We start from the raw sequence: 24121 nt of genomic DNA, 5'->3' as shown, positions 1-24121 counted from the left end.
CGGCGTCAGCCGGTGAGCCGCCAGGTGTCCAGCGCCGTCCGGTGCGTCCGCTCGCCCTTGGCCGTGGACCAGGCGCTCTCCCGCCAGGAGAGCTGGATCGCGTACTCCGTGCCGTCGTCGGCGATGTAGCTCTGGTTCAGGGCGTGGATTCCCCGGCCCGACTTGTCCGTGAAGGTGTACTCCCAGAGCGCCCCTTCCCGCCCCTCGAAGGTGTTCGCCTCCATCCGGACACGCCGGTAGTCGGACTTGTCCGGCGCCTTCTTCGTGTGCTCCTCGATGTTGAGGAAGTTCTCGTACGAGGTGTAGGGCGCGGCGGTGACCACGCCGACCAGGAACTCCTCGCGCCCCGGGCCCGCGTACGTGATCTGCCCCGGCCGCTCGGGGTCCACCGCCTGCCGGGTCCAGCCCTCGGGGACCGCGAAGGAGAACCCCTCGGCGTCCGTCACCCGCTCCGTCCCCGCGGGGACGCCGTCCTCGGCGGCCGCTCCCGGCCCTTCGCTCCCGTCCGCTTCCGGGGTCTCGGTCGCGGGCCGCTCCGATACCTGGCGGTCCGGCTCCTCGCCCGGCTCCTCGGAGGACTTCGCGGCGGGCTTGTCGTCCTTGGCCGTCAGCGCCGGCTTGTCGTCGTCGCCGTTCTGCCAGACCAGGATTGCGGCCGTCGCGCCGCCCCCGACGAGGAACGCCCCGGCGATCGTCGCCACCCAGATCCGGGCCCGGCCACGCGGCTTCGCCGTGGGCTGCCGCCCGATCCGTACGGCGTGCGGATCGTGCGCGGTGACGGTCTGCTCGTACGGGAACGGGGACTGGGACGGCGACGGGGGCGGCCCCTGGCCGAAGGCGGGCGCGGGAGCGCCGGGCGCCGGGGGCGTGCCGGGTCCGTACGCGGGCGCGGCCGGGCCTCCGCCCTGTCCCGTCATCCGCAGCAGGTAGGGCGCGATGAGCACGGCGGCGAAGATCCAGAGCAGGCCGAAGAGCAGCATCTCGGGGACGCTGAGCCCGACGTCCACGCTGCCGTCGCGCTCTGCCCCGCGGAGTCCGGCGCCGCCGGTGGCGGCGCCGGACGCCTCGACGCGGAGGCCGCCGACACCGGCGAGCAGCAGGACGAGGCCGAAGAAGACGCCGCCCGCGAGCAGTTGCTCGCCCCTGCCCACGCAGCGCCGCGCGGCCAGGAGACCGATGGTCAGCGCGCAGACCAGGCCGAGGGCGAGCGCGCCCACGACGGCCCAGTCGTTGGTGACGTCGCCCAGCTCGGAGAGACCGAAGGTCTCGCTCTTGGTGCCGCCGCCGTACAGCGAGTTGCCGCCGCGCACGGCGACCTCCGACGCGGCGCCCCAGCCGAGGCCGAGCGCGGCGATCGCGAGGTTCGGCAGGATGAGCAGGGCGATCAGGAGCGGCGAGACGTCGGTGTCGTCCAGGTCGGTGGCCCGGTCCAGGTCGTCGAGCTGCGCCAGGCTGATGAAGGCGACCACCGAGCAGAGCGCGACGACCACGGCGAGGGCGCGCACGGCGGTCCCGGTGGCACGCAGGAAGGCCTGCACGCCGGGGCGCGGGGCGGTGCCCGCGCCCCAGTTCACGCCGTCACGGCGCAGCACCGCGCAGGCGACGAGGAGCGCGAGGACCAGTGAGCCGAGCAGGGAGAACACCGGGGAGGAGGACAGCTCGATGCCCTCGATCTCCGGCTGCGCGAAGAGCGCGAGGCCGAGCGTGCTGACGGCGACCAGGAGCGCGACGCGGACAGCGGCCTCCCCACCGGCCGTGCCGCCGGCCTGACCGTACTGCCGCGCGACGAGGCGGCCGCGCAGAACGCGTACGCCGATGAAGAGCGCCACCAGCCACAGCACGGTCACCGTGAGCGGGACGAAGTGCAGGGAGGCGGCTCCCTCCATGGCGGTCACCGAGTCGGAGCCCGAGCCGAAGCCGCCGGAATCCCCGAAGCCGCCCGAGTCGCCGAAGCCGCCCGAGTCCCCGAAGCCGCCCGAGTCCCCGAAGCCGTCCGAGTCGCCGAAGCCGCCGTCGCCGTCGGTGCCGGGCCGCGTCTCACGTCCCGACAGCTCGAAGCCGCCGCCCACCGACTGGAGCAGCAGCGCGAGGCCGACCCGCAGCCGGTCCGTGAAGCCGACCACCGTGTCGTCGCCCTGGCCGTACGACGGGATGGCGAGCCCGAGGCCGGCGAGGAGCAGCAGCGCGAAGGGCCAGAGCGCGGCCTGGGCGGACCCGGCCCAGTCCCCGCGGAACGTCCGCCCGAGGAAGGCGCCGACCGGTGAAGGGGCCGCGGGGGCCATGGGTGCCGCGGGGGCAGCCGGGGCCGCCGGGGTGAAGGCGGGCGGGGGCGGCGCGCCCGGCGTGGGCGGGGCCGCAGGGACCGGGGTCGGCGGGGCGGCGGGGGCCGGCGGGGGCGAGGCCGCCGGGGCCGGGGGCACGCCCGGCGCGGGCGGCGGCGCGGCGGCCCCGGGGTCCGGAAGGCGTTCCTTGCCGCACTTCATGCAGAAGCGGGCCTCATCGGGGGCAGCGGCCCCGCAGTGTGGGCAGTACGACGCCATCAGAACGCTCCGTCACAGTCCAGGCGATCTCCCGCGAGCGGGAAAGGACCGACCCCATAAGAGCCGCATAAGTTTTGGCGGGGTCGTATCAACGGACACATCTTGCCCGCTGACCGGTTCCCCGCCGGTCCCAGATCCCTGTTCTCAACTCAAGTGTTATGCGGCGGGGTTCGGCATGCCCCGCCCGAAGCGGCGCCGGGTCAGCCCTGCTTGAAGCCGCGGTGCAGCGCCACGACGCCGCCCGTGAGGTTCCGCCAGGCCACCTTCGACCAGCCCGCGTCCTTCAGCAGCCCGGCGAGCGCGGGCTGGTCGGGCCAGGAGCGGATGGACTCGGCGAGGTAGACGTAGGCGTCGGGGTTGGAGGACACGGCACGCGCGACCGGCGGCAGCGCGCGCATCAGGTACTCCTCGTAGACCGTGCGGAACGGCGCCCAGGTCGCGTGCGAGAACTCGCAGATCACGACGCGGCCGCCGGGCCTCGTCACGCGGTACAGCTCGCGCAGGGCCGCGCCGGTGTCCTGGATGTTGCGCAGCCCGAAGGAGATCGTGACGGCGTCGAAGGTGTCGTCCTTGAAGGGCAGCTTCGTGCCGTCGCCCGCGGTGAACGGCATCCACGGGTGGCGTCCCTTGCCGACCCGCAGCATGCCGAGCGAGAAGTCGCAGGGCACGACGTACGCGCCGGCCCGCGCGAAGGGCTGCGAGGACGTGGCGGTGCCGGCGGCCAGGTCGAGGACCTTCTGCGCCGGGCGCGCGTCCACCGCCTTCGCGACCTCCTTGCGCCAGAGGCGGGCCTGGCCGAGGGAGAGCACGTCGTTGGTGAGGTCGTATCGTTCCGCGACGTCGTCGAACATCGTGGCGACTTCGTGGGGCTGCTTGTCCAAGGAGGCTCTGGTCACCCGGCCCATTGTGTCAGCCGGGGCTTCTCTCTCTGCTGGGGGTTGCTTGCGCGGGCGGGTTCTTTCTCCTGCGCGGGCTCCCTCGCCGGAGCGTCTGCCGTGCTCCGTTCCTGGGCGGGTGCGGGTTCTTTGTGGTCGTTCGCGCAGTTCCCCGCGCCCCTTCAGGGCACCTCCCGGCACCCCCTGGCATTGCCCGCGCTCCGCGGTCGTGTGTCAGCGGGCCCTGTAGACCAGCTTTCCGTTGATCACTGTCGCCACGCACGTTCCCGCGCCTCTGGTGACCAGGGCTCCCCGGTCCGTCACGTCGAAGATCGCGAAGCGGGCCGGGGCGCCCGGGGCCAGGGGTGGGAGCAGGATCAGGGGAGTCGGGGAGAGGGACGGCGGGCCCGGGAGGGTCGGGGGGCGGTGGCCCACCGCCAGGCCCGCGCGGCGCACCGCGTCCACCACCGGGCGGGCCCGCAGCTCCCCCGCCACCGCCACCGTGCCGTGGGCCAGGAGCCGCTGCACGCCGCGCCGGGCGCTCGCGCCGAGCCGGGAGGGGTCGGCGCGGAAGAGCGCGCGGGCCCGTTCGCCGCCGATGGGCGCGGTGCCGAGCCGGTCGGCCTCACGGGGGTCGGGGTGGTAGGTGGCCTCGAGGAGTTCGGGGCCGTAGGGGTTGAGCAGGCCGGGCGTGAGGATGCCGGGCCAGCGCCGGACGCGGGCGGCGGGATGCGCCGCGGCCAGCTCCTCGTACGGGCCGACGGCGGCGATCGACGCGCCGTCGGCCAGCACCGCCGTCCCGGGCGAGCGCTCGGCGACGTGAAGGGTCAGCAACGCGGGCTCAGTTGGCGCTGAGGAGCTTCAGCTCCGGGTGCGCCGTGCCGCCCTCGATCGCGACGGACGAGATGTGCGAGGCGACGCGGTCGTCGACCGGGTCGTTCGCCGGGTCGTCGTGCACGACCAGGTGCTCGTACGTCGTGGCGCGCTGGGCCGGGACGCGCTCGGCCGTGCGGATCATGTCGATCATCTCGCGGAGGTTCGAGCGGTGCTTGGCGCCGGCGGAGGAGACGACGTTCTCCTCCAGCATCACCGAGCCGAGGTCGTCCGCGCCGTAGTGCAGGGTGAGCTGGCCGGCCTCCTTGCCGGTGGTCAGCCAGGAACCCTGGATGTGCGCCACGTTGTCGAGGAAGATCCGCGCGATGGCGATCATGCGGATGTACTCGAAGATCGTCGCCTGGGTGCGGCCCTTGAGGTGGTTGTTCTCGGGCTGGTACGTGTACGGGATGAAGGCCCGGAAGCCGCCGGTCCTGTCCTGCACGTCGCGGATCATCCGCAGGTGCTCGATGCGCTCGGCGTTGGTCTCGCCGGTGCCCATGAGCATGGTGGACGTGGACTCGACGCCGAGGTTGTGGGAGATCTCCATGATCTCCAGCCAGCGCTCGCCGGACTCCTTCAGGGGCGCGATGGCCTTGCGCGGGCGGGCGGGGAGCAGTTCGGCGCCCGCCCCGGCGAACGAGTCGAGCCCGGCCGCGTTGATGCGCTGGATCGCCTCCTCCACCGACACCTTCGAGATGCGGGCCATGTGCTCGACCTCGGAGGCGCCGAGGGAGTGGATGACCAGCTGCGGGAACTCCCGCTTGATCGCGGAGAAGTGCTTCTCGTAGTACTCGACGCCGAAGTCCGGGTGGTGTCCGCCCTGGAACATGATCTGCGTCCCGCCGAGCTCGACCGTCTCCGCGCAGCGGCGCAGGATGTCGTCGAGGTCCCGCGTCCAGCCCTTCTTGGTGTCCTTCGGGGCGGCGTAGAAGGCGCAGAACTTGCACGCCGTCACACAGACGTTCGTGTAGTTGATGTTCCGCTCGATGATGTACGTCGCGATGTGCTCCGTGCCGGCGTAGCGACGGCGGCGCACCGCGTCGGCGGCGGCGCCGAGCGCGTGCAGCGGGGCGTCGCGGTAGAGGACGAGCGCCTCCTCCGGAGTGATCCGCCCACCTGCGGCGGCGCGGTCGAGGACGGACTGAAGCGCGGCCTTCTCGGTCACCGGGGCGTCCCTTTCGTAAGGGTTGGGGGCGGACCCAGCCAGCGTACGCCAGAGCCACCCGCGGCCTTCCGGTAGCCCGGCGTCAGGCGGAGAACGCCCCGAGCAGGACGCCCACGAAAGCGCCGCTGATCAGGAAGGGCCCGAAGGGGATCGCCGTCCTGCGGCCCGCGCGGCGGGCGACGACGAGCGCCACCCCGTACAGCGAGGCCAGCAGGAACCCGGCGAAGGCCCCGAGCAGCAGCACGCCCCAGCCGTACCAGCCGAGCACCGCCCCCAGGCAGAGCGCGAGCTTGACGTCGCCGAAGCCCATGCCGTCGGGGCTGATGAGGAACAGCACGAAGTACGCCCCGGCCAGCGCGAACGCCCCGTACAGCGCCCCGGTCCACGAGCCGCCGTGCTCGGGCAGCAGCGCGGCGACGGCGAGCAGGACGAGCGCGGCCCCGCCGAGCGGCAGCGTCAGCACGTCGGGCAGCCGGTGCACGGTGAAGTCGACGACGGCGAGCAGCACCCCGAAGGGCGCGAGGACCAGCCAGACGGCTAGCTCGGGCCGGGGCCCGGTGGTGGCGGCGAGGGCCGCGCAGACGAGCGCGGCGGCGGGCGCGACCACCCAGGTGCGGGGCCCGAACCAGGCCCCGCCGGCCCGCGCGAGCCCCACCCAGCTCCGCAGGGGCGCCCCCTCCGGGCTCTCGGTGCGCCAGCTCTCCTCGGGCGGCACGGAGAGCCGGTAGGCGGCGCGGGGCACGAGGAGCCCGGCGAGAGCCCCCCAGAGGGCTCCGGTGAGGGCGAGGAGGGGAGTCATGAGGGCACCTGCCTGCGGGGTGAACGGGTGGGTGGAAGACATCCGCCGCGCAGCGGCGGTACGGTCCGGTCACCCCGCGGCGGAGAGCCCCTCCCGCCACGCGGGCAGCAACTCGTCCAGCAGGGCCTCGGTCCGCGGCGGCAGCCCCCTGGCCCCGCTCCGGGCCAGCAGGTCCGCGGCGACCCGCTGGAGCCGCGCGGAGTCGTCCAGCGCGTGCGTCGCCCTCAGCAGCTCGTTCCAGAGCCGCTCGTCGCGCGGCGCGGAGCCGAGCGCCGCGTTGAGCGCCTCGATCGCCTTCTCGGCCCGCCCCTTCTCCAGGTGGAACTCCGACAGGGCGAGCCCGATGTCGGCGACGAGGAGCGGCAGCTGCGCGTCGATGATCTCGTGCGTGAGCCACGCGTAGCGGCCCCGCGGCCGGTCGGCGAGCAGCGGCCCCCGTACGAGGACCAGCGCGTCGGTGAGCATCCGGCCGCGCACGGCGCGGTTGCCGGCGCCGCGGCCCTGCGTCGCCTCGTGGTAGAGCGAGCGCAGCACGTCCAGGTCGGAGACGACGGACGTGGCGAGGGTGAGCCGCCCGTTCTGGTCGGCCCGCAGCCGCGGCGACCCGTCGGGGTCGGTGCCGAGCCACTCGCGCAACCGGTCGACGAGCGCGTCCCGTACGTCCTCGGTGACGCCGCGCGGCCAGAGCGCCGAGGCCAGCACCCGGGGGTGCACGCCCTCGCGGTGCAGGAGCAGCAGGGCGAGCGCCTCGTGCATCAGCGGACTGCGCTCGCCGTCGGGCGTGTCGAGGCCGATGATCTCGTAGGCGCCGACGAGGCGGGCGTAGACCGCGGGCCGGCCCTGCTCGGTGACGTCCACGAGGAACGGGGGCGCCGCGCCCGCGGGGCCGTCGTCGGGGCCGGGGCCGCCCTCGTCCTCCGGGTCGGCGTCGGTGAAGAGGCGGACCACGGCACGCCGCTGCGCTTCGGGCAGCGTCTGGGCCGTCAGTTCGAGGCCGAGCAGCGGGGCGAGCAGCTTGCCCTCGGGGGTGATCTCCATCTCCCAGGCGGCGCCGGGCAGCTCCCCGGAGTCCGTGCCGACGAGGTAGCCGATGCCGAGGCGTCCGGCGTCGGAGGCCAGCTCGGCGAGCTTGACGGCGTCGTCGCCGGTCGGCTGCTCGGCGAGCAGCACCAGGTGCGGGGCCCAGCGGGTGTGCTGGGCCGGTCCGGTGCGGCCGGTGAGCACGGAGTCGTGCCCCGCGGCGCCGAGCGCGCCGCGCCGCTGCCGGGTCTCGGCCTCCATGGTCTCCAGGAGGGCGTCCACGTCCTCCAGGTGCCGCAGCCGGTTGGGCGCGAGCGGGGTGAGGTCCTCGCCGAAGCCGACGAGGGTGATGGTCATGCGGTCCGACCAGCCGTTGGTGGCCAGTTCGGCGGCGACCGACGCGAAGACGGCGGCGCGGTCGGCCGCGCCGCCGCTCAGCGACACGATGCCCGGCACCGACTCCAGGTTGAGCAGGAGCCGCGAGTCGTCCAGGGTGCCGAGGCTGACGAGGCCCGGGTAGGGCGCGGCGCTGTCCACGTCCTCGTACCGCTCGGCGTCGGCGCGGGCGATGACCCAGAACGTCTCGTCCTGTCCGGGCTGCCAGGGCGCGGGCGGCCGTCCGGCGGGCGTGGCGAGCTGGAGGTGCAGGTCGCCGTTGCTCAGCCAGGCCGCGTACACGGTCGGCAGCGGGCGGCTCTCCTCGGCCAGCGAGGCGGCGAGGCCGCGCAGCGCGAGGCCGAGCAGGCGTACGCCCTCGGGGTCGGCGCCCACGAGGAGCGCGTCGTGCACGTCGGCGGCGTCGCCGGTCGGCGTCGGGAGCTGCATGCCGCCGCGCCCGGTGACCGCGCCCATGGCCGACTGCCACAGGGCCTGCCTGCGGCGCCGGCCCAGCGCGCCGAGCAGGCCGGCGGCCAGCAGGGGCGCGCCGATGAGCGCTTCGGGCAGCCCGAAGCCGGAGCCGTCGGCGGCATCGCCCGCGGTGGCCGCGGGCGCCTCGGGGGCGGCGGGCGCGGCGGGGCGCTGTTCGGGCAGGGCGATGTGGGCGGTGTCGCGGTCGACGGATCCGCCGCCGCCCTGCTCGCCGCCGCCCTGCCGGTGGTCGCCGGTCTCGGCGTAGTCGGAGATCTGCTCCTTGACGTCCTTCGAGACCTCGGGCGCCTCGTCGGGCATCTCGACCAGCTCGCCGCCGTGCGCGTCGCCCGGCATCTCCATGATCCAGCCGGGCCTGATGAGGCTCGCCTCGGAGAGCTTGGAGCCGTCGGGCTGCTCGCGGTCCTTGTTGAGCCGGTAGATCTCCTTGTACCTGCGCCCGTCGCCCAGGTGCCGCTCGGCGATCTCCCACAGCGAGTCGTGGTGGCGCCCCTCCGGGGGCTGGATGCGGTAGTACTTCGTGTCCCCCTCCTCGCCGCTGCCCGCGTGCGCGGCGGCCCGGTCGGCCTGCGCGGCGAGGGCGTCGGCGGCAGCGGCCGCCTGCCGGCCCTCCTGCCCGAACAGGCCGGGCGCCTGCTGCGCGCTCGCGGCGGACGCGGGCTTCTGGTTGCCTTCGAGGGACTGCCCGAACTGCGACAGGCCCGGCGCGAAGCTCGCCGCGGTGGCGCCCACCAGGAGCAGCGCGGCGACGAGCTGACGGGCGAGCAGCTGGCTGCCGCCCGCGCCGGGCACACGGCCCGGGATGCCGACGCCGGACAGCGCGGCCTTCATCTCGACGAGCACACAGGCGGTGAACTGGGCCCAGGCGAACCAGACGACGACGGTCAGCACGTTGATGAACGTGCCGACGGTGATCTCCTGCTGCAGCCAGCTCAGCGACGGCGCGCCCCCCGGCAGCGGCCACCCCACCAAGACGACGAGCGCGGCGGGCACGCCGACCAGGAGCACGGCCAGCGCGACGAAGGCGAGGAAGGCCTTGACGAAGTCTCCGAAGGTACGCCGGCGGCCCGGCAGCGCCTGCGGCGTACGGTTCCGCGGCGGCTGCGGGTTCGGCGGGCTCGTCGAGCGTGAGGTGGTGCGCGCCATGGCGGGTGTCCTGGTGTCCTGTGGGAAGGAGTGGGTGGGCGGGGTCGTCGCGGCTCCGGCGAGGTGCTCCCGAGCCTACTGAGCTGATGGTACGGATGGTGCCGATGGGCAGACAGGGGCCGCGTCCCGGCGGCCCGCCGCGGCCCTCAGCCGACCTGGTTCTCCGCGACGGCGCTGCCCTTCACCGTGACGTCGCCGCCGTAGAACATGCCGGTGAAGACGGGGCTGTAGGTCATCTGGACCTCCACCTCCACCTGTTGGGCGTTCGCCGTCACGCAGCGCGTCGCCGCGGCGTCCGCGCCGGTCAAACCCGCCTCGCGGACGAAGGCCCGGGCCCGGGCCCCGCAGTTCTCGTAGTTGATGGGCGCGCCCTCGACGCCTTCGTAGATGCCCTCGGTGTCGAGGTCCTGCGCCGCGTACCGCGCGGCCTGTTCCGCGATGTCGGCGGCGCGCTCCCGCTTGGAGATGGAGAGCCCGCCGTCGATGACGAACGCCGAGAGCGCGAGGAAGACGAGGGCGAAGATGATGACCGCGCCGGCGCCCGAGCCCCGGTCGTCCAGGTGCGCGCGGCGGGACGCGAGCCACGCGCGGACCGTCGGGTGACGCCTCACGCCGACCTCCGGTACGGGTCGAGCGGCGAGCTGAAGCTGGCCTTCAGCGTCGTCGGGACGTCCAGGCCGAGCATCGCCAACCCCTTCACCTGACAGCTGACTTCGACGGTGAAGAACGGGTCGACGTCCTCGTCGAAGCCGGTGCTCTTCTGGACCACGGACACCGGGCCCGAGCAGACGTCGGCGAGGTCGGCCCTCGCCGCCTTCTCCGCCTCGGCGAGCGCCGTGCCGTGCTCCTTCTGGATCGACCCGGCGCGGGCCGCGTCCCGCGCCGCCCCGTCGATGGCCCCGCGGCCGTCGACGAGCTGGCCGAAGGCCACCAGGACCAGGATGAACAGGATCATCACCGGGGCGAGGATCACGACCTCGACGGTCGAGAGCCCGCGGTCGCCGCACCGGGCGCGGAAGGCGCGTGTGCGACGCCACGCGCCGGCCACCGCGTCACGCATCACTCGTTCTCCTCGACGAACCGCTCGACGGGCCCCGACGACTGCGCGTGCACGGTGAAGTTCAGCCCGGGGAAGACCATCGGCACCTTGGCGGTGATCTCCACGCCGACGGTGGTCGCCTCGGGCTGGATGGTGCGCACGTCCGGGTCGATCACGAGCTGGGGGCCGAGCTGGCGGATGTAGGCGTCGGCCACGTCACGTGCCTCTCCGCGCCAGCCGCCCGCGTTCTCGTCGGCCGTGGCGCGGGCCTTGCGCGCGCCCGCCTGGGCCGCCGCCTGGGCCACGTGGTCCGCGAAGAAGTACAGGGCGAACTGCACCGTCGCGAAGATCATGAAGAACAGCACCGGCGTGAGCAGCACGAACTCGATGGCGGTCATGCCGGATTCGCCGCGGGTGGAGGCGGCCTCCACCCGGCGGCGCACGAATCCCCGCATCCCGCGCGTCCCCCCTCGCACCCGGCCCCCGTCCCCCTTCACACCGCTCGCACGGTTCACACCGCTCACGCCGCCGAAACCCCGCGGGTCAGCAGGTCTTGCCCGCGTCGGCGCCCTCGATGCACTTGCCGACCTTGTCCGCGCCGCCCTTCAGCGCGGCGTTGATGATCGCGGCTACGACGCCCACGATCGCCACGACGACCGCCGAGATGATGACCCACTCGACCGCCGAGGCGCCGCGGTCCAGTTCTCCGGAGCGAGCGCGCTGGACGCGGCCCTGAAGGAAGGTGATGACGAAGTCCAGGCCCGGGTTCCCGGTGCTGAAGTCCCGCCCGTTCAGGCTGTTGAGGCCGTTCGGTCCGTTCATGATGGTTGTCCTCTCAGGAGTGGTGGGGGGATGCCGGGTCCCGTATGTCCGGCACCGTCGTCGCTGTCGTCTCTGCCGGCTCGCCGTCTCTGCCGTCTCTGCCGTCCGGGGACGCGGCCGCTAGACCTGGAACACGCGCATCGCCGCCGGGAAGATGAGGAAGACCAGGAAACCCGCGCAGAGCAGGAGCTGCGCGACCAGCATCGACTGCGATTTCTCGCCCGCACTGCCCTCGATCTCGGCGAGCTCGCGGTGCCGCATCGTCTCGGCGCGGGAGGCGAGGGACTCGCGCACCTTCGCGCCGTCGTCCGCCACCAGCGCCAGGGACGCCGACAAATCCTTCAGCTCCTCGACGCCCAGCTCCTCGCCGAGCGCGCCGAGCGCCTGCCACTGGCTGACACCGGTGATACGGGCGTCCGCGAGCGCGCTGCGGATGCGCTGCGTCGCCCAGCCGTCGGAGACCTCCGCCGCCGCCATGAGCGCCTCGGGAAGGCCGCGCCCGCCCGCGAGGCTCATCGACACCAGGTCCAGATAGGCGCCGATGACGCGGCGCAGATCGCGCCGCTTCTCCGCGGCGTCCCTGCGCACCTCCACGTCCGGCAGGAAGAAGAAGAGCACACCGAACATCAGCGCGAGCCAGACCGGGATGATCGGGCTGCGGCCGACGCCGAGCGTCCAGATGATCGCGAAGAGGAACGGGCCGAAGAACACACCCGCCCCGGCCAGCAGCACCTTCGTCGCCAGGAACTTCTCCCAGCTCCGGTCGAGCACCGCCAGGTCCGCGCGGAGCGAGCGCAGCTCCCAGCCCTGCTGGAGGTAGAAGTCGGCGACGCGCATGCCCACGCGGGTCCGCAGGTCACCGATGCGGCCGGGCTTCTCGGTGTCGGCGGACGCCCGCTGCGACGCGTACGCCGCGCCGCGTGCGCGCATCGCGTCGATCCGCGCGACCGTGGCGATGGCGCTGCGTTTGGACGGCATCAGGGCGCGTACGAGGGCGAAGACGCCGAGGCCCAGGATCGCGCCGATCACTATCGGCATCGTCAGGTTCATCGGCGTGCCCCCTCGGTCGGGCCCGCGTACCCGGGCAGGCCCTGCTGGGCCTGGTGCGGCGCCTGGTGCGGTGTCTGGGCGGGGGCCGCCGGGCCGCGCGGGCGCACGAACTGCACGCCCGGGTCGTCCTTGACCAGGAAGCGGTCCGGCGTCTCCACCGTCGACAGCTTCCGCAGCCACCAGAAGCCCAGCGCGAACAGGGCGCAGACCATGGCGAGCACCAGCTGGCCGACCGGCGTGCCATACGGCTCGACGAACTCGCGGTTGAAGAGGGACAGCCCGAGCACGAAGGCGATCGAGACGGCCACCACGATCTGCACCGAGCGGCGGGTGGAGGCACGCTGCGACATGACGCGCTGGCGCATGTCGACCTCCTCGCGCGCGGACTTCGCGAGCGCCCCGAGCACCTGCCGCAGGCCGGGGCCGCGCAGCCTGGCGTTGAGGATGAGCGCGGCGACGATGATGTCCGCCGAGGCGTCGTCGATCTCGTCGGCCAGGATCTGCAGGGCCTCCGGGAGCGGGGTGCGGGCGCGCAGCCGGTCCACCAGGGCGTCCAGGTGCGGGCGCAGGACCGGGGCGGCGGCCCGCGCCGAGGCGGGGATGGCCTGTTCGAGGCCGACGGCGCCCGCGATGGTGTCGCGCAGCGACTCCGTCCAGGCGGCCAGGGCCTCGACGCGCTTCATCTGCGCGCGCTCCTCGGCGGCCCCGCCGAAGAGCTTGTCCCAGAAGAAGACCAGGACGCCGGCGGCGATACCCGCCACCGCCCAGCGGGTCAGGAGCAGGACGACGAGCCCGACGCCCGCGGCGAGCGAACCGCGCTGCCCGGCGAACCGGAGCAGTTCGGCGGCCCGCTCGCTCGCCCGGTGCTTCTCGTGCGCGGGCTTGGCGGGCAGTCCGCGGAGCGCGATGACGAGGAGCGCGAGACCGCCGCCCGCGGCGATGCCGCAGGCGAGCGCGTACAGGACGGGCATCGAGAACAGCCCGCCCATCGTGCCGAGGGAGCCCGCGGCGAGCGAGGCCGTGTCGGACGAGGCGATGTCGTACGAGGCCACGGGGGCCGCCATCGCGGGTGTGTTCATGTCGTGCTCACCCCCACTGCCCGGCGGGGCGGTAGCCGAACGCGGCCAGGTCGTCCATGCAGGCGATCGGCGCGTGCGCGACGACCCGCCCGTCGGGGGCCTCCGCGAAGACCTCGCTGGACAGGACGCGGCCGTCGACGCCGTTGACCTCGCGGACCGAGGTCACCATGCGCTGGAGCTTGCCGCCGGACTGGTAGTTGTTGCGCCGCTGGATGAAGACGACGAAGTTGACCGCGCCCGCGACCAGCATCTGGCTCGCCTCGATGGGGAGCCGCTCGGACGCCTGCAACGCGTACGTGGAGATACGGTTGAACACCTCGCTGGAGCTGTTGGCGTGGATCGTGGAGAGCGAGCCGTCGTTGCCCTGCGACATCGCGTTCAGCATCGTCACGATCTCGTCGCCGAGCACCTCGCCGACGATGACGCGGGAGGGGTTCATGCGCAGCGAGCGGCGGACCAGCTCGGCCATCGAGATCTCGCCCTGGCCCTCGGAGTTGGGCAGGCGCTCCTCGAAGGCGACGACGTTCGGGTGCAGGTCGGCGAACTGGTCGAGGCCGAGTTCGAGGGCCCGCTCGACGGTCACCAGGCGCTCGTGCGGCGGGATCTCGTTGGCGAGGGCGCGCAGGAGCGTGGTCTTTCCCGCGTTGGTCGCGCCCGCGATCATGATGTTCTTGCGGGCCCGGACCGCGCAGGCCAGGAAGTGGCCGATCTCCGGCGTCAGCGTGCCGTTGCCCACGAGGTCCGACATGAAGACCTTGCCCATGCGGGCGCGGCGGATGGAGAGCGCGGGGCGGCGTGTGACGTCCATGACCGCCGACAGGCGCGAGCCGTCGGGCAGCCGCAGGTCGAGCTGCGGATTGGCGGAGTCGAAGGGACGCGACGACAGACCGGAGTAGGCGCCGAGCACCTGGATGAGTTCGACGAGCTCCTCGTCGGTCTCGGCGACCGGGTCGGCCTTGGTCTCGCGGCCGTCGGCGTATCCGACGAAGACCTGGTCGCAACCGTTGATGTCGATGTTCTCGACCTCGGGATCGTCGAGCAGCGGCTGGAGCCGTCCGACGCCGAAGAGCGCGGCGTGCACGGCGGCGGCGTACTGCTCCTCGGTCTCCGCGTCGAGGGGGGTGCGCCCGGCGTTGATCTCCGCGCGCGCGTACTCCTCCAGGATCTGGGCGATGACGGCGCGGGCGTAGTGCCGCTCGTCCTCGCCCGACATCGGGGTGACGCCGGAGAGCTGGTCGAGGCGGCGCTGCTCGGCGATGCGGTCGCCGGCGTCCTGCCGGAACCGCTTCACCAGCTGGTGGTCGACGGGAGAGCTCATCGGCCCGCCCCGGGGTGCTGTGCGACGGGGCCGGCCCAGGCGGCGCCGTACTGCTGGTACAGGTCGACGGTCACCTTGCGCGCGGACCGGATGAGCAGCGACTTGTCGAGCCGTCCGCGCCTGCGGCCGGCCAACTGCTCGGCGCCCGCGGGGTCGTCGGCGAGGGTGCCCACGACGCGGGCGCCGGTCTGCGCGGCCACCAGCATGTCGTTGACCTGGTGGACAAGTTTGGCCGACGTCGAGGGGTCGGTGATGAGCAGGACGCCGATGAGCGGCGTCGCGAGCGAGGCGGCGCCCCGCGAGCCGCCGTGCAGCTTGGCGGCGAGGGCGGCGGCGCGGTCGCGCACGCGGGCGAGGGACTCCGGCTCAGTGCGCGAGACGAGCAGGACGAGGGCGGCCTGCGGGAACAGCTCGACGGCCGGGGTGTCGCCGCTGACCCGGCCGCAGTCCGCTATGACGTCGGCGGGCGCGTGCGGTGAGTCGGCGAGCCGGGAGAAGGCGCGGCCGAGGGTCGGCCAGAGCCCGGCGAGCCCGGCGGCCTGCTCGGCGACACCTAGTCCGACGAGCACTTCGAGGCCGCCGCTCAACGGCTGGGTGTGGTCCCAGAGTTGGTCGGGCACGAGGCCTCGCCGCGCGGTGGCGGCGATGGAGAGCATGCCGGTGTTGGGGTTGAGCGGGCCGCCGTGCGCGGCGGCGCTGCGGTAGACCAGGTCGCCGCCCGCGGGGTCGGTCTCCGCGACGAGGACGCGGCGCGGCCAGACGGCGGCCAGCGCGACGGCGGCGGTGGTGACGCCGGGCGACCCTTTGTCGGCGGCGAGAGCGATGAGCGCCATGTCTGGTGTTCTCGCCTCTAGTTGCCGTCGGACGGGACGCGGACGATGACGACCTTGCCCTCGGATGCGGCGCTGGCCAGGGCCGCGACCTCGTCCTGCGGGACGAGGAGGGTGACGTTCTGGTTGCCGGTGCTGACGGTGGCGTCGCTGGTGTCGGCGACGCTGCTCACCTTGGCCGTGGCGACGAGCGGCGTACCGCTGGTGGAGCCGGAACCGCTGCCGTTGGTGCCCTTGCCGGAGGAGGCGCCCGAGACGACGGGGTAGGCGGCGACGGTGTCGCCGGACTTCACGTCGGAGGGGTACTGGCCCTCCTTGAGGGAGAGCCCGACCGAGGCCTTGCCCGCGGGGAGCGACGCCTTGGCGCCGAACATCTCGCCGACGACGACCGTGCCCGGGTAGATGGTGCTCTTGGCCTTGAGGGTCTTGAGCTGGCCGAGCTGGTCCTTCTCGATGAAGTGGGCGGAGCTGTCGTCGTTGACCATCACCGTCGTGTAGTTGCCTTCGGCCACGGCCTCCCCGGCGGGGATCTCCTTCGTCACCTTGACGACCTCGATGCGGTCGCCCGCGCGCAGCACGAGCACGGTGGCGCCGAGGGCGCCCACCAGGATCAGCAGGACGGCCAGAGCGGCCAGTGCCGGTTTGCGCTCGCGAGGCGGCGAGGGAAGGCGCTCACCGACGCCTGGCTGAGCCGGCGCGGCGGAACGGCTGCCGCCCGCCCCCATACGCTCCTGGATCTTCACGCAACTGCTCCCCGCACACCCAAGAAGATTCGGTCAGTTCTCATCGTTCGCGACACTCGCGACACTCGTGGCTCTCTCGCCCCGCCCGTTTCCGGCTCATCGCCGACAGCGCTCCGGCTCATCAGCCAGGGGCCCGGTGTCAAGCCATCGCACCGTATCAGCAGCACATAAGCCCCTCAAGGCGCGTTATGGAGAGCGAAGCGCAGCCGTCCCATGGGCGCTCACGCGCACCCCCATCCCCCAATTCATCGGCGGTTCCGGCCTTTTCCCGGTGGCGAGATCCGACATTCGTGTGCGTAAGCGAACACATTGCCCGCCTACGCGAACACGCCGGCGTCCCGCGGCAGGCGATGCGTGGACCGACGACGGGAACTCACGCTACTCCCCGCCTCAGCCGTGCCGTGATCCGTCGGCGCCAAGGACGACGCGGCGGGAGGGGTGGCCGGTTCCCGCCCGCCGCGCCTCCCTCACGCGCCGGCCGGCAGCGGCGCCGGCAGGGTTACGTGACCCACCACCGGCTCCCCCACCGAACGCCCCCGCTCCTCTCCACGATCCACGCGACTCCGGCCCTCGGCCCCGGCCGACGCGTCCTCGTGCGGTCACTCCTCGTGCGATCACTCCTCGTGCGATCACTCCCCCGTGGCGCCGTCGATCCGCTCCCTGAGCAGGTCGGCGTGGCCGTTGTGGCGGGCGTACTCCTCGATCATGTGCGTGAGGACGTACCGGAGCGAGTACGCGTCGCCGCGGAAGTCCACGGTGTGGTCGAGGGAGTCCAGGCCGTCCACGACGGCCCGGGAGCGGGCGCACTCGGCGTGCCAGACGGCGAACGCCTCGTCGGGATCGGCGTCGGCCACGTCGAAGTCGGCGCGTTCACCCGGCACGCGTCCCGTCCGGTCGGCTCGGGCGGCCTCCTGGTTCAGCACGTTCCCGAACCAGCTCCGCTCGACCTCGGCGAGGTGCCGCACCAGCCCGAGCAACGACATGTCGGAGGGCGGCACGGCCCGCTCCTTGAGCTGCCCGGCGGTCAGCCCGGCGCACTTCATCGCGAGGGTCTCGCGCTGGTACTGCAGAAACGCGGTGAGCGAGGCACGCTCGCCGGCGCCGGCGTGCGGGGGTTCCGTCCTGGCGGGCGGGGGCTCCGACCTGGCGGGCAAGGGTTCCATCCCGGCGGGCGGGGGCGACTTGGGGGTGTGGGTGGGCTGTGGCTGGGGGGTTTCGGGCATGGGGGCATCATGCCGAGGGGGGTGCGGGTGGCGCTCGGATTTCTCACCCACTCCCCCGCCGCTTCGCCGCTCGCCGGTGACGACCCTGGCGAACGCAACACGCACTTCAGTACCTTCAGATGGCTTGAGGAACTGTCGTCCCACCGGGAGTCACACGTGAACCGCAGGTACATCCGGCCCGTAGCCGTCGCGCTCACGGCCGCCGCCGCCCTCTTGCTCACGGCGTGCGGAGGTGACGAGGGCGGCTCGGACAAGGACAAGATCGCGGGCGCCGACGAGGCGGGCGCGAAGGAGAGCGCGTCGCCGGCGGCCGGGAAGAGCAAGGCCCCAGACGGCGTCGACCGCCCCCAGATGACGTTCCCCTCGGACGTCGACCTCGTCTTCGCCGACACCCATGTGTCCGACCCGGAGCAGGCCGCGGCCCTGGGGGACGCGCAGAACTTCGTACGGGCCATCCGGTACGGGATCGTCGAGCAGGACGTGAACGACGCGGCGTACAAGTTCTACTCGGAGTTCGAGAGCCAGGCCCAGGTGTACGCGAAGGACCAGATCCGGCAGCGTGTCGACAAGGGCCTGACGATCAGCGGAAAGATGCGGTTCTCGCGGACCAAGGTGACACCCGCGGAGAACAAGGAGTCGGCCGTCGTCTCCTTCTGTGCCGACAGCACGAAGCTCTACAGCAAGGAAGTGAAGACCAAGAAGGTCCATCACACGGAACCGAGCCTGAGCGACTTCTACTCCTGGCAAGTACTGATGAAGCCCTCCAAGAACGCCGAGGGGCTCTGGCGGGCCCAGAAGGTCCAGGTGAAGGAGAAAGCGCGGGAATGCCGGTGACCACACGCACAACGGGGAAGGCCCGCAGGACGTACGTCATGCTGGGCGTCGGCACGGCTCTGCTGTTCGCCTCCACGGGCCCTGCCTCGGCCGGTGAGGACCCCGGGATCAGCGACAGCAGCACATCGGCCACGAAGAAGGCCGACACCATCGGCGCAGTGGCGCGCATCAGCTACACGTCGACGGGAAAGGGCGGCGCGGGTACCGGCACCGTCACGTCGGTCGACCCCAACTGGAAGCCGCCGCCGTGCTGGTATGCGCCGGAGTGGAAGGCCAAGGAGTTCCGCGACTTCCGCAATCGGCTCTATTTCACGGCCCGGCACGACCCCGACGCCCCGGGCGACGCCCTGAAGGACATGTCGGACGAGAACCGGGGTTATGCCGAAGACGACTACAACATAGACAAGGAGAAGGACGGGATGTGGTGGGGCGCGCAATTCAGCCCCGACGCCACGCTCGAGGAACAGCAGGAGTGCAACAAGCCCCCCTTCTGGGTCGAGAACGGCGAAACCCCCGACGTCCCGAACGTCATCAGCCCCGAGATCCTCGCGGGCCTCGCCTACAAGCAGATCACCGTCCCCGGCACCAAGGTCAGCCTCGCCCCCGGCGGCGCCTCCAAGGTGAACCTCCCCACCTGGGCCTGGCTCGACAAGGGGGAGTTCAAGCCCGTGTCCGTCACGGCCGAGCTGGACGCCGGGCCGCTTCACATCGAGGCGACCACGACGGCGAAGCCCGTATCGCTCACGATCAAGCCGGGCACCGACGACGCCGAACTGCTGCCCGCTTCCGGCACCTGCGAGATCAACGACGACGGCTCGATCGGCGAACCGTACGCGAAGGGCAAGGCGGATCGGACACCGCCGTGCGGCGTCGTCTACGAGCGCTCGTCGGGCCGGGGGACGTACGACCTCCAGGCCACCGCGACCTGGGAGATCACCTGGGAGGGCACGGGCGGCGCGCAGGGCACGCTGCCGAACGGCGAGTACGGCAACGACCAGCCGGTGAAGGTGGAGGAGATCCAGTCCGTCAACCGGTGAGCGCGAGGCCACCTGGCGCGCCGCACGACGCGGTGCCATACGGTTGCTGCGGCGCTGCCTCTGCCGGTCCCGCGGCCGAGCAGGGCGGTGCCGCCGCGCGGCGCCGAAAGGGGACCGCCGCCGCGCCGCCGGCGGAGGTCCGGCGGCCCGTCGCCACGAAAGACTGAGGTAGTCACCTTCCATGCCTTCCTACGACAGCTCACGGGCACGGTTCCGGCTGGCCGATCGCCACATCGCGGTGTTCGCCCATCTCCTGGACGGCGAGAACCCGCCCGACGAGCTCTGGCCTTCGCTGGGCGAGCTCATGCAGATCGGCCTGGTCGGTGAGGAGGGCGAGCTCGCGCCGATCCTCAAGGACCTCCTCGGCGCTCTGGCGTCCCCGCTGCTCCTCGTGACCGTGGAGGTCACCGGTGAGCACGGCGCGCTCCACCACGGGGTCATCGTCGGCCGGGACGCCGTGATCGCGCATTCGGCCTGGCCGGGCGAGGAGGAGTCGGAGTACACCCCGATCGCCCCGCACAGCCTGGTCTGGGAGCTGGCACGGACCGTCAACCTCCAGGCCGACGACCAGGCCCATTCGGAGGTCACCCGGATCGGGACGACGATGGGCGCGCTCGACGCGGCTTTCGCCGCACTCGAACAGGGCGAGGGCGACGAGACCGCGACCAGGGGCCTCATCCGCGCGGCTCTGACCGCGGCGGGCACGCCCGCGGAGCCGGAGCAGACCGAACTGACCGAGCTCGTCTTGGCCATGAACGCGATGTGGCGCATCACCACCGCCTGGGACGGCACACACGAGGGCGAGCGGGCCGCCATGGTCCGGGCCCTTGCCGTCTGGGACTGCGGGCCGCGTGGCTACTGGGTCAGGGAGAAGCCCGAAGAGCCCATCGTAAAGGGCCAGGTCGGGCCCGAGAGCGAACTCGTCCTGGTCCGCACGAGGAACGGGAAGATCTGGGAGCGGATCACGGATCTGATCCCGGACAAGGAAGACGTGGTCGATTACTGAGGCTCCCGACCGGCGTCCCCGGGCGCCGGCGGAACGACCGGACTCGTGAGGCCATGCGCGAGCCGATGGGGGAAACACGCATGCGCAACGTCAACCCGGACGACCTCGACCGGCTCGCCGACCTCATGGACGGCAGGGGCGGCGTCCTTGACAAGCTCACCGAGGCATTCACCCGCGCGTCGGCCCTGGGTGTGACCGGCAAGCTGGCCGCTCTGAAGCCGATGCGGACCTGGGTCGCGGAGACCCCCAAGGACATGCGCGCACGCGCGACGCTGGTGCGCGGTGAACAACTCCTCGTCCGTGGCGACCGGGAGACCTACAGCGACTGGCTGGCCCGGATCGAGGCCCACTACCTGGCCAAGGTCCCCGGCTTCAAGGAAATCGGCGAGAAGGAGATCGAGAAGTTCCTGAACGATCTCAGCGATGTCACCACCGCCGTCAAGATCGGCGGCATCACCTCGGCGGCGGCTTACGGCCTGGGGAACGTCACCTACAAGAACTCCTGGTACAACGGCGCGCTGCGCAACGCCGTCGACGCGAACTGGTGGGACCGCGGCGGTGTCGCCCGGTCCCGGGCGGGCACGGCACTGCGCCGCGTGCCCGCGGGTGAGCTGCGGTCCCTTGCCGCCCCGGGCAGCTGGCTCCCCGGCCAGTTGGGCAGGGCGTTCGCCAACAACGCGCTGTACCGGCGTGCCAGCAGGGTCCCTTTCACCACGAGCCTGCGGGCGACCTGGCTGGGGCACGGCTGGGACGGGCTGCGCGCGTTGCCGGGGATGCGCTCCCCGTTCGTGACGCGGGGCATCAACGCCGCGGTCGGTTCCGACGCGCTGGCCATGCGCTACGGCGGCACGACCAGCTCCGGGGCGCTGGTCAACCGTGCCGGGCAGGCGAGCCTCATCAAGGTCGCACGCTCGGCCTCGTACTTCCAGAAGCTGAACAACGCCCGTCCCGCCGTCATCGCGGCGGGCAAGACCGCTTCCCCCTTCATGAAGGGGTTGGGAGTGGCGGCCAAGACGGGCGGATTCTTCCGCGTCGCCGGTGTCGGCGCGAGCGCGCTGGCCACGGGCGTCAGCACCGCCAATGTCTGGGCGCAGGGCAATCCTGTCGAGGCCTTCAAGAAGAAGGGCGCCGGATACGTCGCGGATGTGGCGGAGGTCGGGTTCAACGCCTCCCTGACGGCCGCTATGGTCGCGCCGACCCCGGTGACGATCGGACTGACCGTCGGCACCGGCCTGGTCTACGGCGGAGCGAAGGTCGTCGAGCACTGGCCGGAGATCAAGAAGGGCGGCCGCGCGGCCGCCCACTGGGTCGGGAACAAGGCCAGGGACGCCGGAAAGGGCCTCGCGAACGGCGCGAAAAGCCTCGCCAGGAAAGCCAACCCCACCAACTGGTTCTGACGAACCGCACTGCCCCGCAGAGAGAGTCATGACGGAATTCGAGTTCGAGCTCACCCCCTTCTTCCACAAGGCGCGGCGTGGACGCCAGGGGGTCGTGGGCGCCTTCGGTGACGTCACCGTCGAGGCCGAGTACAGGAAGCGGTCCATCAAGACGGCGAGCCGGCAGCTGGACGTGCGGATGCAGGGCGAGCGGTTGCCGGGGGCCATCTACCGGACCATTGGGCCGGGCCGCCCCACCCTGCGGAACGCCACCCTCGCCGTTGACGGCCAAGCGGTACGACTCGACTTCAACGCCCGAGGAATCCGCAACGCCGCGCGGGCCCTGCGGCTCACGTATCAGGACCGGTCCTACGAGTACGCCGTGACGGGGTTCGACAAGGGCGCCGTCCTCCGCGGCCCCGGCACCGTCGTCTCCCTCACCCGCAGGAAGAGCGGCACCGGACCGGGCATGAGCACGGTCGGTGCCGTCACGGGGGAGGCGGACCCCATCGGCATCGCGCTGGCCATCCTGTTCGAGGAAGTGGACACGATCGAGCTGACGACGTCCGGGGCGGCGTCCCACGCCTTGAACAGGATCCTCAACCCCCGTGCGAACGAGACCCCCTCGGAGTGACCCGTGGGCGGGTGGGCCTGGAACGGGGTGACCCGGGGTGGGGCTTGTGACGCGACTGACGTCCCTCAGTACGCTCATGTCTCCAGCAGTGGACTGCGCCCCCACGAGGCGGATCCGGGCCGCAGGCGCCCCGTTCGCACCTCCGGGGTGTCGCGCAGTACCGACGAGACGGAGGGAATCGGACGTGGCCGACCCCGAGCTGCAAGAGCTCAGCAAGAGGGCTACCCAACTGCGGAGCCTCGCGGACCACATCGACGGCCTCGCGGACTCCCCCCACAAGTACGCCACCACCACGATGAAGAAGTGGGCGGGCCCGCACGCGGACCACACGCGCGGCGAGCTGAAGAAGTGGCAGACGAAATGCCACGACGTGGCGGAGGAACTCCGCAAAGAAGCTCGTGAATGCGACAAGACGGTCAAGGAAGCCAAGAAGCCCTGACCGCACAGGTTTCCCGCTTCCTGGCACTCCGGCGCTCCCGGCAAAGGCGACACCGCGTCGCACCTCCGTCCCGGTTCGTCGATCTATCCGAGCAAATGCCCAGTTCGAAGGGCCACTTCGCACTGGCGAACCAAGAGCCCCGTCGATAGCGTCAGTCCTCTGTAGTAACCCTCGCCCCTCGGGAGCCGACCGTGATGCGCCACACCCGGCAGCCGCCGCCATGTCACCCATGGGCGCGGCGCGTCACGCCGTAACCGCCTGGGCACAGCAATACATCAAGCGTCTACAACGGGGGAATTGCATGGCAGACGAATTTCGAGGAATGAAAAAGGAGGAGGCGCGCAAACTCGCTGCCGCGCTGGACGTCGCGGGTGGCGCGCTCTCCATCCAGGGCCCTCTCATTTCCGGCCTCCTCGCCAAGTGGGACGGCGACCAGGGAGACCTCGGCAAATTCCCGGCGGAGTCCACCTGGTCCCAGGACCAGGCGAAGGACATCCGGCGGCGCATCGGCATCCTGGACTCCGACCCCAAGGCCGAGCTCATGCTCATCGGGCTCACCGGCGTCCTGGACACCTGGCAGAAGGTGAAGGACCGCAAGGGCGAGATCGGCGGGTACGTCGAAGAGTTCCAGGAGCTGAAGAAGAACGTCACCGCCCCTCTCCGCCTCACCAAGATCGCCTCCGGCATCGAGGCCTCGCTCCAGCTGTACCAGCGCTGGAAGCAGGGCGGGAACGTCAAGGCAGCCAAGGCGGTTCTGGACCTGAACAAGTACTTCGGGGTCACCGGCGACCGCCTCAAGGCGAAGAACATCGCGTACATCCAGGAGATTCTCAAGCTCAAGAGAATCGAGATGCTCTATGAGCAGCCGTGGAAGTGGCAGCAGGTAGCCCGTACGTTCATCACGACGAAGCTCAGGATTCCCCTCCCGGCGAAGCTCCTCAACCAGGCGCCCGGACTCAGCATCCTGGACCGCATCTCACTCCCGCTGGCCGCGGTGCACGGCCTCAAGCAGATCGTCCTACCCGATCACAAGGGTGTTCTCGGCGGGTTCGACCGGGGCATGGGCGCCGTTGAGCTGGGCGGAGCCGCGGCCGTCATGGGAGGCGCCTCCGCGGCCACCTTCCTCGGCGCCAGCGCGGGCGTCGCCGCAGCGGTGCCCGTTGTCGGCTGGGTGGCGCTCGGTGTCGCGGGAGCGTATTTCCTCGGCACCTGGGCCTACGACAACAGAGAAGCGATCGCGAGATACACCAAAAAGGCTTGGAAAGCAACAACGAAATGGGCCGGAGACACTGTGGACAAGGGCAAGGAGATCGTGAACGGAGCCAAAAGCGCTGTCACGAATCTCGTGCCTGACACGGTGAAGAAATACGGGTTCTGGTAACCGGAAGCAAGGAGAGTCA

The 24121-nt window shown here is 71.9% G+C and carries 23 protein-coding genes; 7 read left to right on the top strand and 16 right to left on the bottom strand.

Annotation, left to right across the window (positions count from 1 at the left end; translation table 11 throughout):
- Positions 1-5 precede the first annotated feature (5 nt).
- The 16 genes from DCW30_RS37095 to DCW30_RS30000 form a co-directional block, all read right to left on the bottom strand.
- Positions 6-2540, bottom strand: coding sequence for a zinc ribbon domain-containing protein (locus tag DCW30_RS37095; RefSeq protein ID WP_076685016.1), 2535 nt, complete (start codon positions 2538-2540; stop codon positions 6-8).
- A gap of 200 nt (positions 2541-2740) precedes the next feature.
- Entirely contained in the window at positions 2741-3436 is a 696-nt protein-coding gene (locus DCW30_RS30070; RefSeq protein ID WP_062775106.1) for a demethylmenaquinone methyltransferase, read from the bottom strand.
- Between the two features lie 213 nt (positions 3437-3649).
- Positions 3650-4249: an imidazolonepropionase-like domain-containing protein gene (locus tag DCW30_RS30065; protein ID WP_076685017.1), complete on the bottom strand. Its 600-nt coding sequence runs from the start codon at positions 4247-4249 to the stop codon at positions 3650-3652.
- Positions 4250-4256: 7 nt separating this feature from the next.
- Positions 4257-5456: a cyclic dehypoxanthinyl futalosine synthase gene (gene mqnC, locus DCW30_RS30060; RefSeq protein ID WP_076685018.1), complete on the bottom strand. Its 1200-nt coding sequence runs from the start codon at positions 5454-5456 to the stop codon at positions 4257-4259.
- An 82-nt stretch (positions 5457-5538) separates the two neighbouring features.
- On the bottom strand, positions 5539-6255 hold the full coding sequence (locus tag DCW30_RS30055) for a prepilin peptidase (protein ID WP_076685019.1): 717 nt from the start codon (positions 6253-6255) through the stop codon (positions 5539-5541).
- 69 nt (positions 6256-6324) lie between these two features.
- Positions 6325-9291, bottom strand: coding sequence for an AfsR/SARP family transcriptional regulator (locus DCW30_RS30050; protein WP_076685020.1), 2967 nt, complete (start codon positions 9289-9291; stop codon positions 6325-6327).
- A gap of 146 nt (positions 9292-9437) precedes the next feature.
- A complete protein-coding gene (locus DCW30_RS30045; protein ID WP_076685021.1) occupies positions 9438-9902 on the bottom strand; it encodes a TadE/TadG family type IV pilus assembly protein in 465 nt (154 codons plus the stop codon).
- Positions 9899-10351, bottom strand: a complete 453-nt coding sequence (locus tag DCW30_RS30040) for a TadE/TadG family type IV pilus assembly protein (RefSeq protein WP_062775062.1) — start codon at positions 10349-10351, stop codon at positions 9899-9901. The genes DCW30_RS30045 and DCW30_RS30040 overlap by 4 nt, the downstream gene beginning before the upstream one ends.
- The gene (locus DCW30_RS30035) at positions 10351-10785 is read right to left on the bottom strand and encodes a TadE/TadG family type IV pilus assembly protein (protein ID WP_079107317.1); all 435 of its coding nucleotides are present in this window, start codon (positions 10783-10785) and stop codon (positions 10351-10353) included. The genes DCW30_RS30040 and DCW30_RS30035 overlap by 1 nt, the downstream gene beginning before the upstream one ends.
- Positions 10786-10873: 88 nt before the next feature.
- Positions 10874-11125 (bottom strand): hypothetical protein, encoded by a 252-nt coding sequence (locus DCW30_RS30030; RefSeq protein WP_062775104.1) that lies wholly within the window; start codon positions 11123-11125, stop codon positions 10874-10876.
- A gap of 147 nt (positions 11126-11272) precedes the next feature.
- Complete coding sequence (locus DCW30_RS30025) at positions 11273-12202, bottom strand: type II secretion system F family protein (RefSeq protein ID WP_062775056.1); 930 nt, start codon at positions 12200-12202, stop codon at positions 11273-11275.
- Positions 12199-13191, bottom strand: coding sequence for a type II secretion system F family protein (locus tag DCW30_RS30020; RefSeq protein WP_198505104.1), 993 nt, complete (start codon positions 13189-13191; stop codon positions 12199-12201). The genes DCW30_RS30025 and DCW30_RS30020 overlap by 4 nt, the downstream gene beginning before the upstream one ends.
- A gap of 97 nt (positions 13192-13288) precedes the next feature.
- Positions 13289-14599 (bottom strand): TadA family conjugal transfer-associated ATPase, encoded by a 1311-nt coding sequence (locus DCW30_RS30015; RefSeq protein WP_062775054.1) that lies wholly within the window; start codon positions 14597-14599, stop codon positions 13289-13291.
- Entirely contained in the window at positions 14596-15432 is an 837-nt protein-coding gene (locus tag DCW30_RS30010; RefSeq protein ID WP_076685024.1) for a hypothetical protein, read from the bottom strand. Before DCW30_RS30010 ends, DCW30_RS30015 begins: the two co-directional genes overlap by 4 nt.
- Before the next feature lie 17 nt (positions 15433-15449).
- Complete coding sequence (locus DCW30_RS30005; protein WP_076685025.1) at positions 15450-16172, bottom strand: hypothetical protein; 723 nt, start codon at positions 16170-16172, stop codon at positions 15450-15452.
- Between the two features lie 629 nt (positions 16173-16801).
- Complete coding sequence (locus DCW30_RS30000; RefSeq protein WP_237283392.1) at positions 16802-17395, bottom strand: DinB family protein; 594 nt, start codon at positions 17393-17395, stop codon at positions 16802-16804.
- A gap of 156 nt (positions 17396-17551) precedes the next feature.
- Here DCW30_RS30000 and DCW30_RS29995 point away from each other — a divergent pair, with 156 nt between their 5' ends.
- The 7 genes from DCW30_RS29995 (at position 17552) to DCW30_RS29965 (ending at position 24102) form a co-directional block, all read left to right on the top strand.
- Positions 17552-18229: a hypothetical protein gene (locus DCW30_RS29995; RefSeq protein WP_076685026.1), complete on the top strand. Its 678-nt coding sequence runs from the start codon at positions 17552-17554 to the stop codon at positions 18227-18229.
- On the top strand, positions 18220-19266 hold the full coding sequence (locus DCW30_RS29990) for a hypothetical protein (RefSeq protein ID WP_416069343.1): 1047 nt from the start codon (positions 18220-18222) through the stop codon (positions 19264-19266). The genes DCW30_RS29995 and DCW30_RS29990 overlap by 10 nt, the downstream gene beginning before the upstream one ends.
- Before the next feature lie 181 nt (positions 19267-19447).
- The gene (locus DCW30_RS29985; RefSeq protein WP_076685027.1) at positions 19448-20272 is read left to right on the top strand and encodes a hypothetical protein; all 825 of its coding nucleotides are present in this window, start codon (positions 19448-19450) and stop codon (positions 20270-20272) included.
- 80 nt (positions 20273-20352) lie between these two features.
- Positions 20353-21669, top strand: a complete 1317-nt coding sequence (locus tag DCW30_RS29980) for a hypothetical protein (RefSeq protein ID WP_076685028.1) — start codon at positions 20353-20355, stop codon at positions 21667-21669.
- A gap of 28 nt (positions 21670-21697) precedes the next feature.
- A complete protein-coding gene (locus DCW30_RS29975) occupies positions 21698-22282 on the top strand; it encodes a hypothetical protein (RefSeq protein ID WP_076685029.1) in 585 nt (194 codons plus the stop codon).
- Positions 22283-22466: 184 nt separating this feature from the next.
- Positions 22467-22721: a hypothetical protein gene (locus DCW30_RS29970; protein WP_076685030.1), complete on the top strand. Its 255-nt coding sequence runs from the start codon at positions 22467-22469 to the stop codon at positions 22719-22721.
- A gap of 301 nt (positions 22722-23022) precedes the next feature.
- Positions 23023-24102, top strand: a complete 1080-nt coding sequence (locus DCW30_RS29965) for a hypothetical protein (RefSeq protein WP_076685031.1) — start codon at positions 23023-23025, stop codon at positions 24100-24102.
- The last annotated feature ends 19 nt before the right edge of the window (positions 24103-24121 follow it).

This window comes from Streptomyces alfalfae (assembly GCF_004127445.1).
In the GTDB taxonomy this organism is placed as follows: domain Bacteria; phylum Actinomycetota; class Actinomycetes; order Streptomycetales; family Streptomycetaceae; genus Streptomyces; species Streptomyces alfalfae.
Note: the sequence above shows the minus strand (reverse complement) of the source record. Positions and strands in the feature narration are given on the sequence as shown.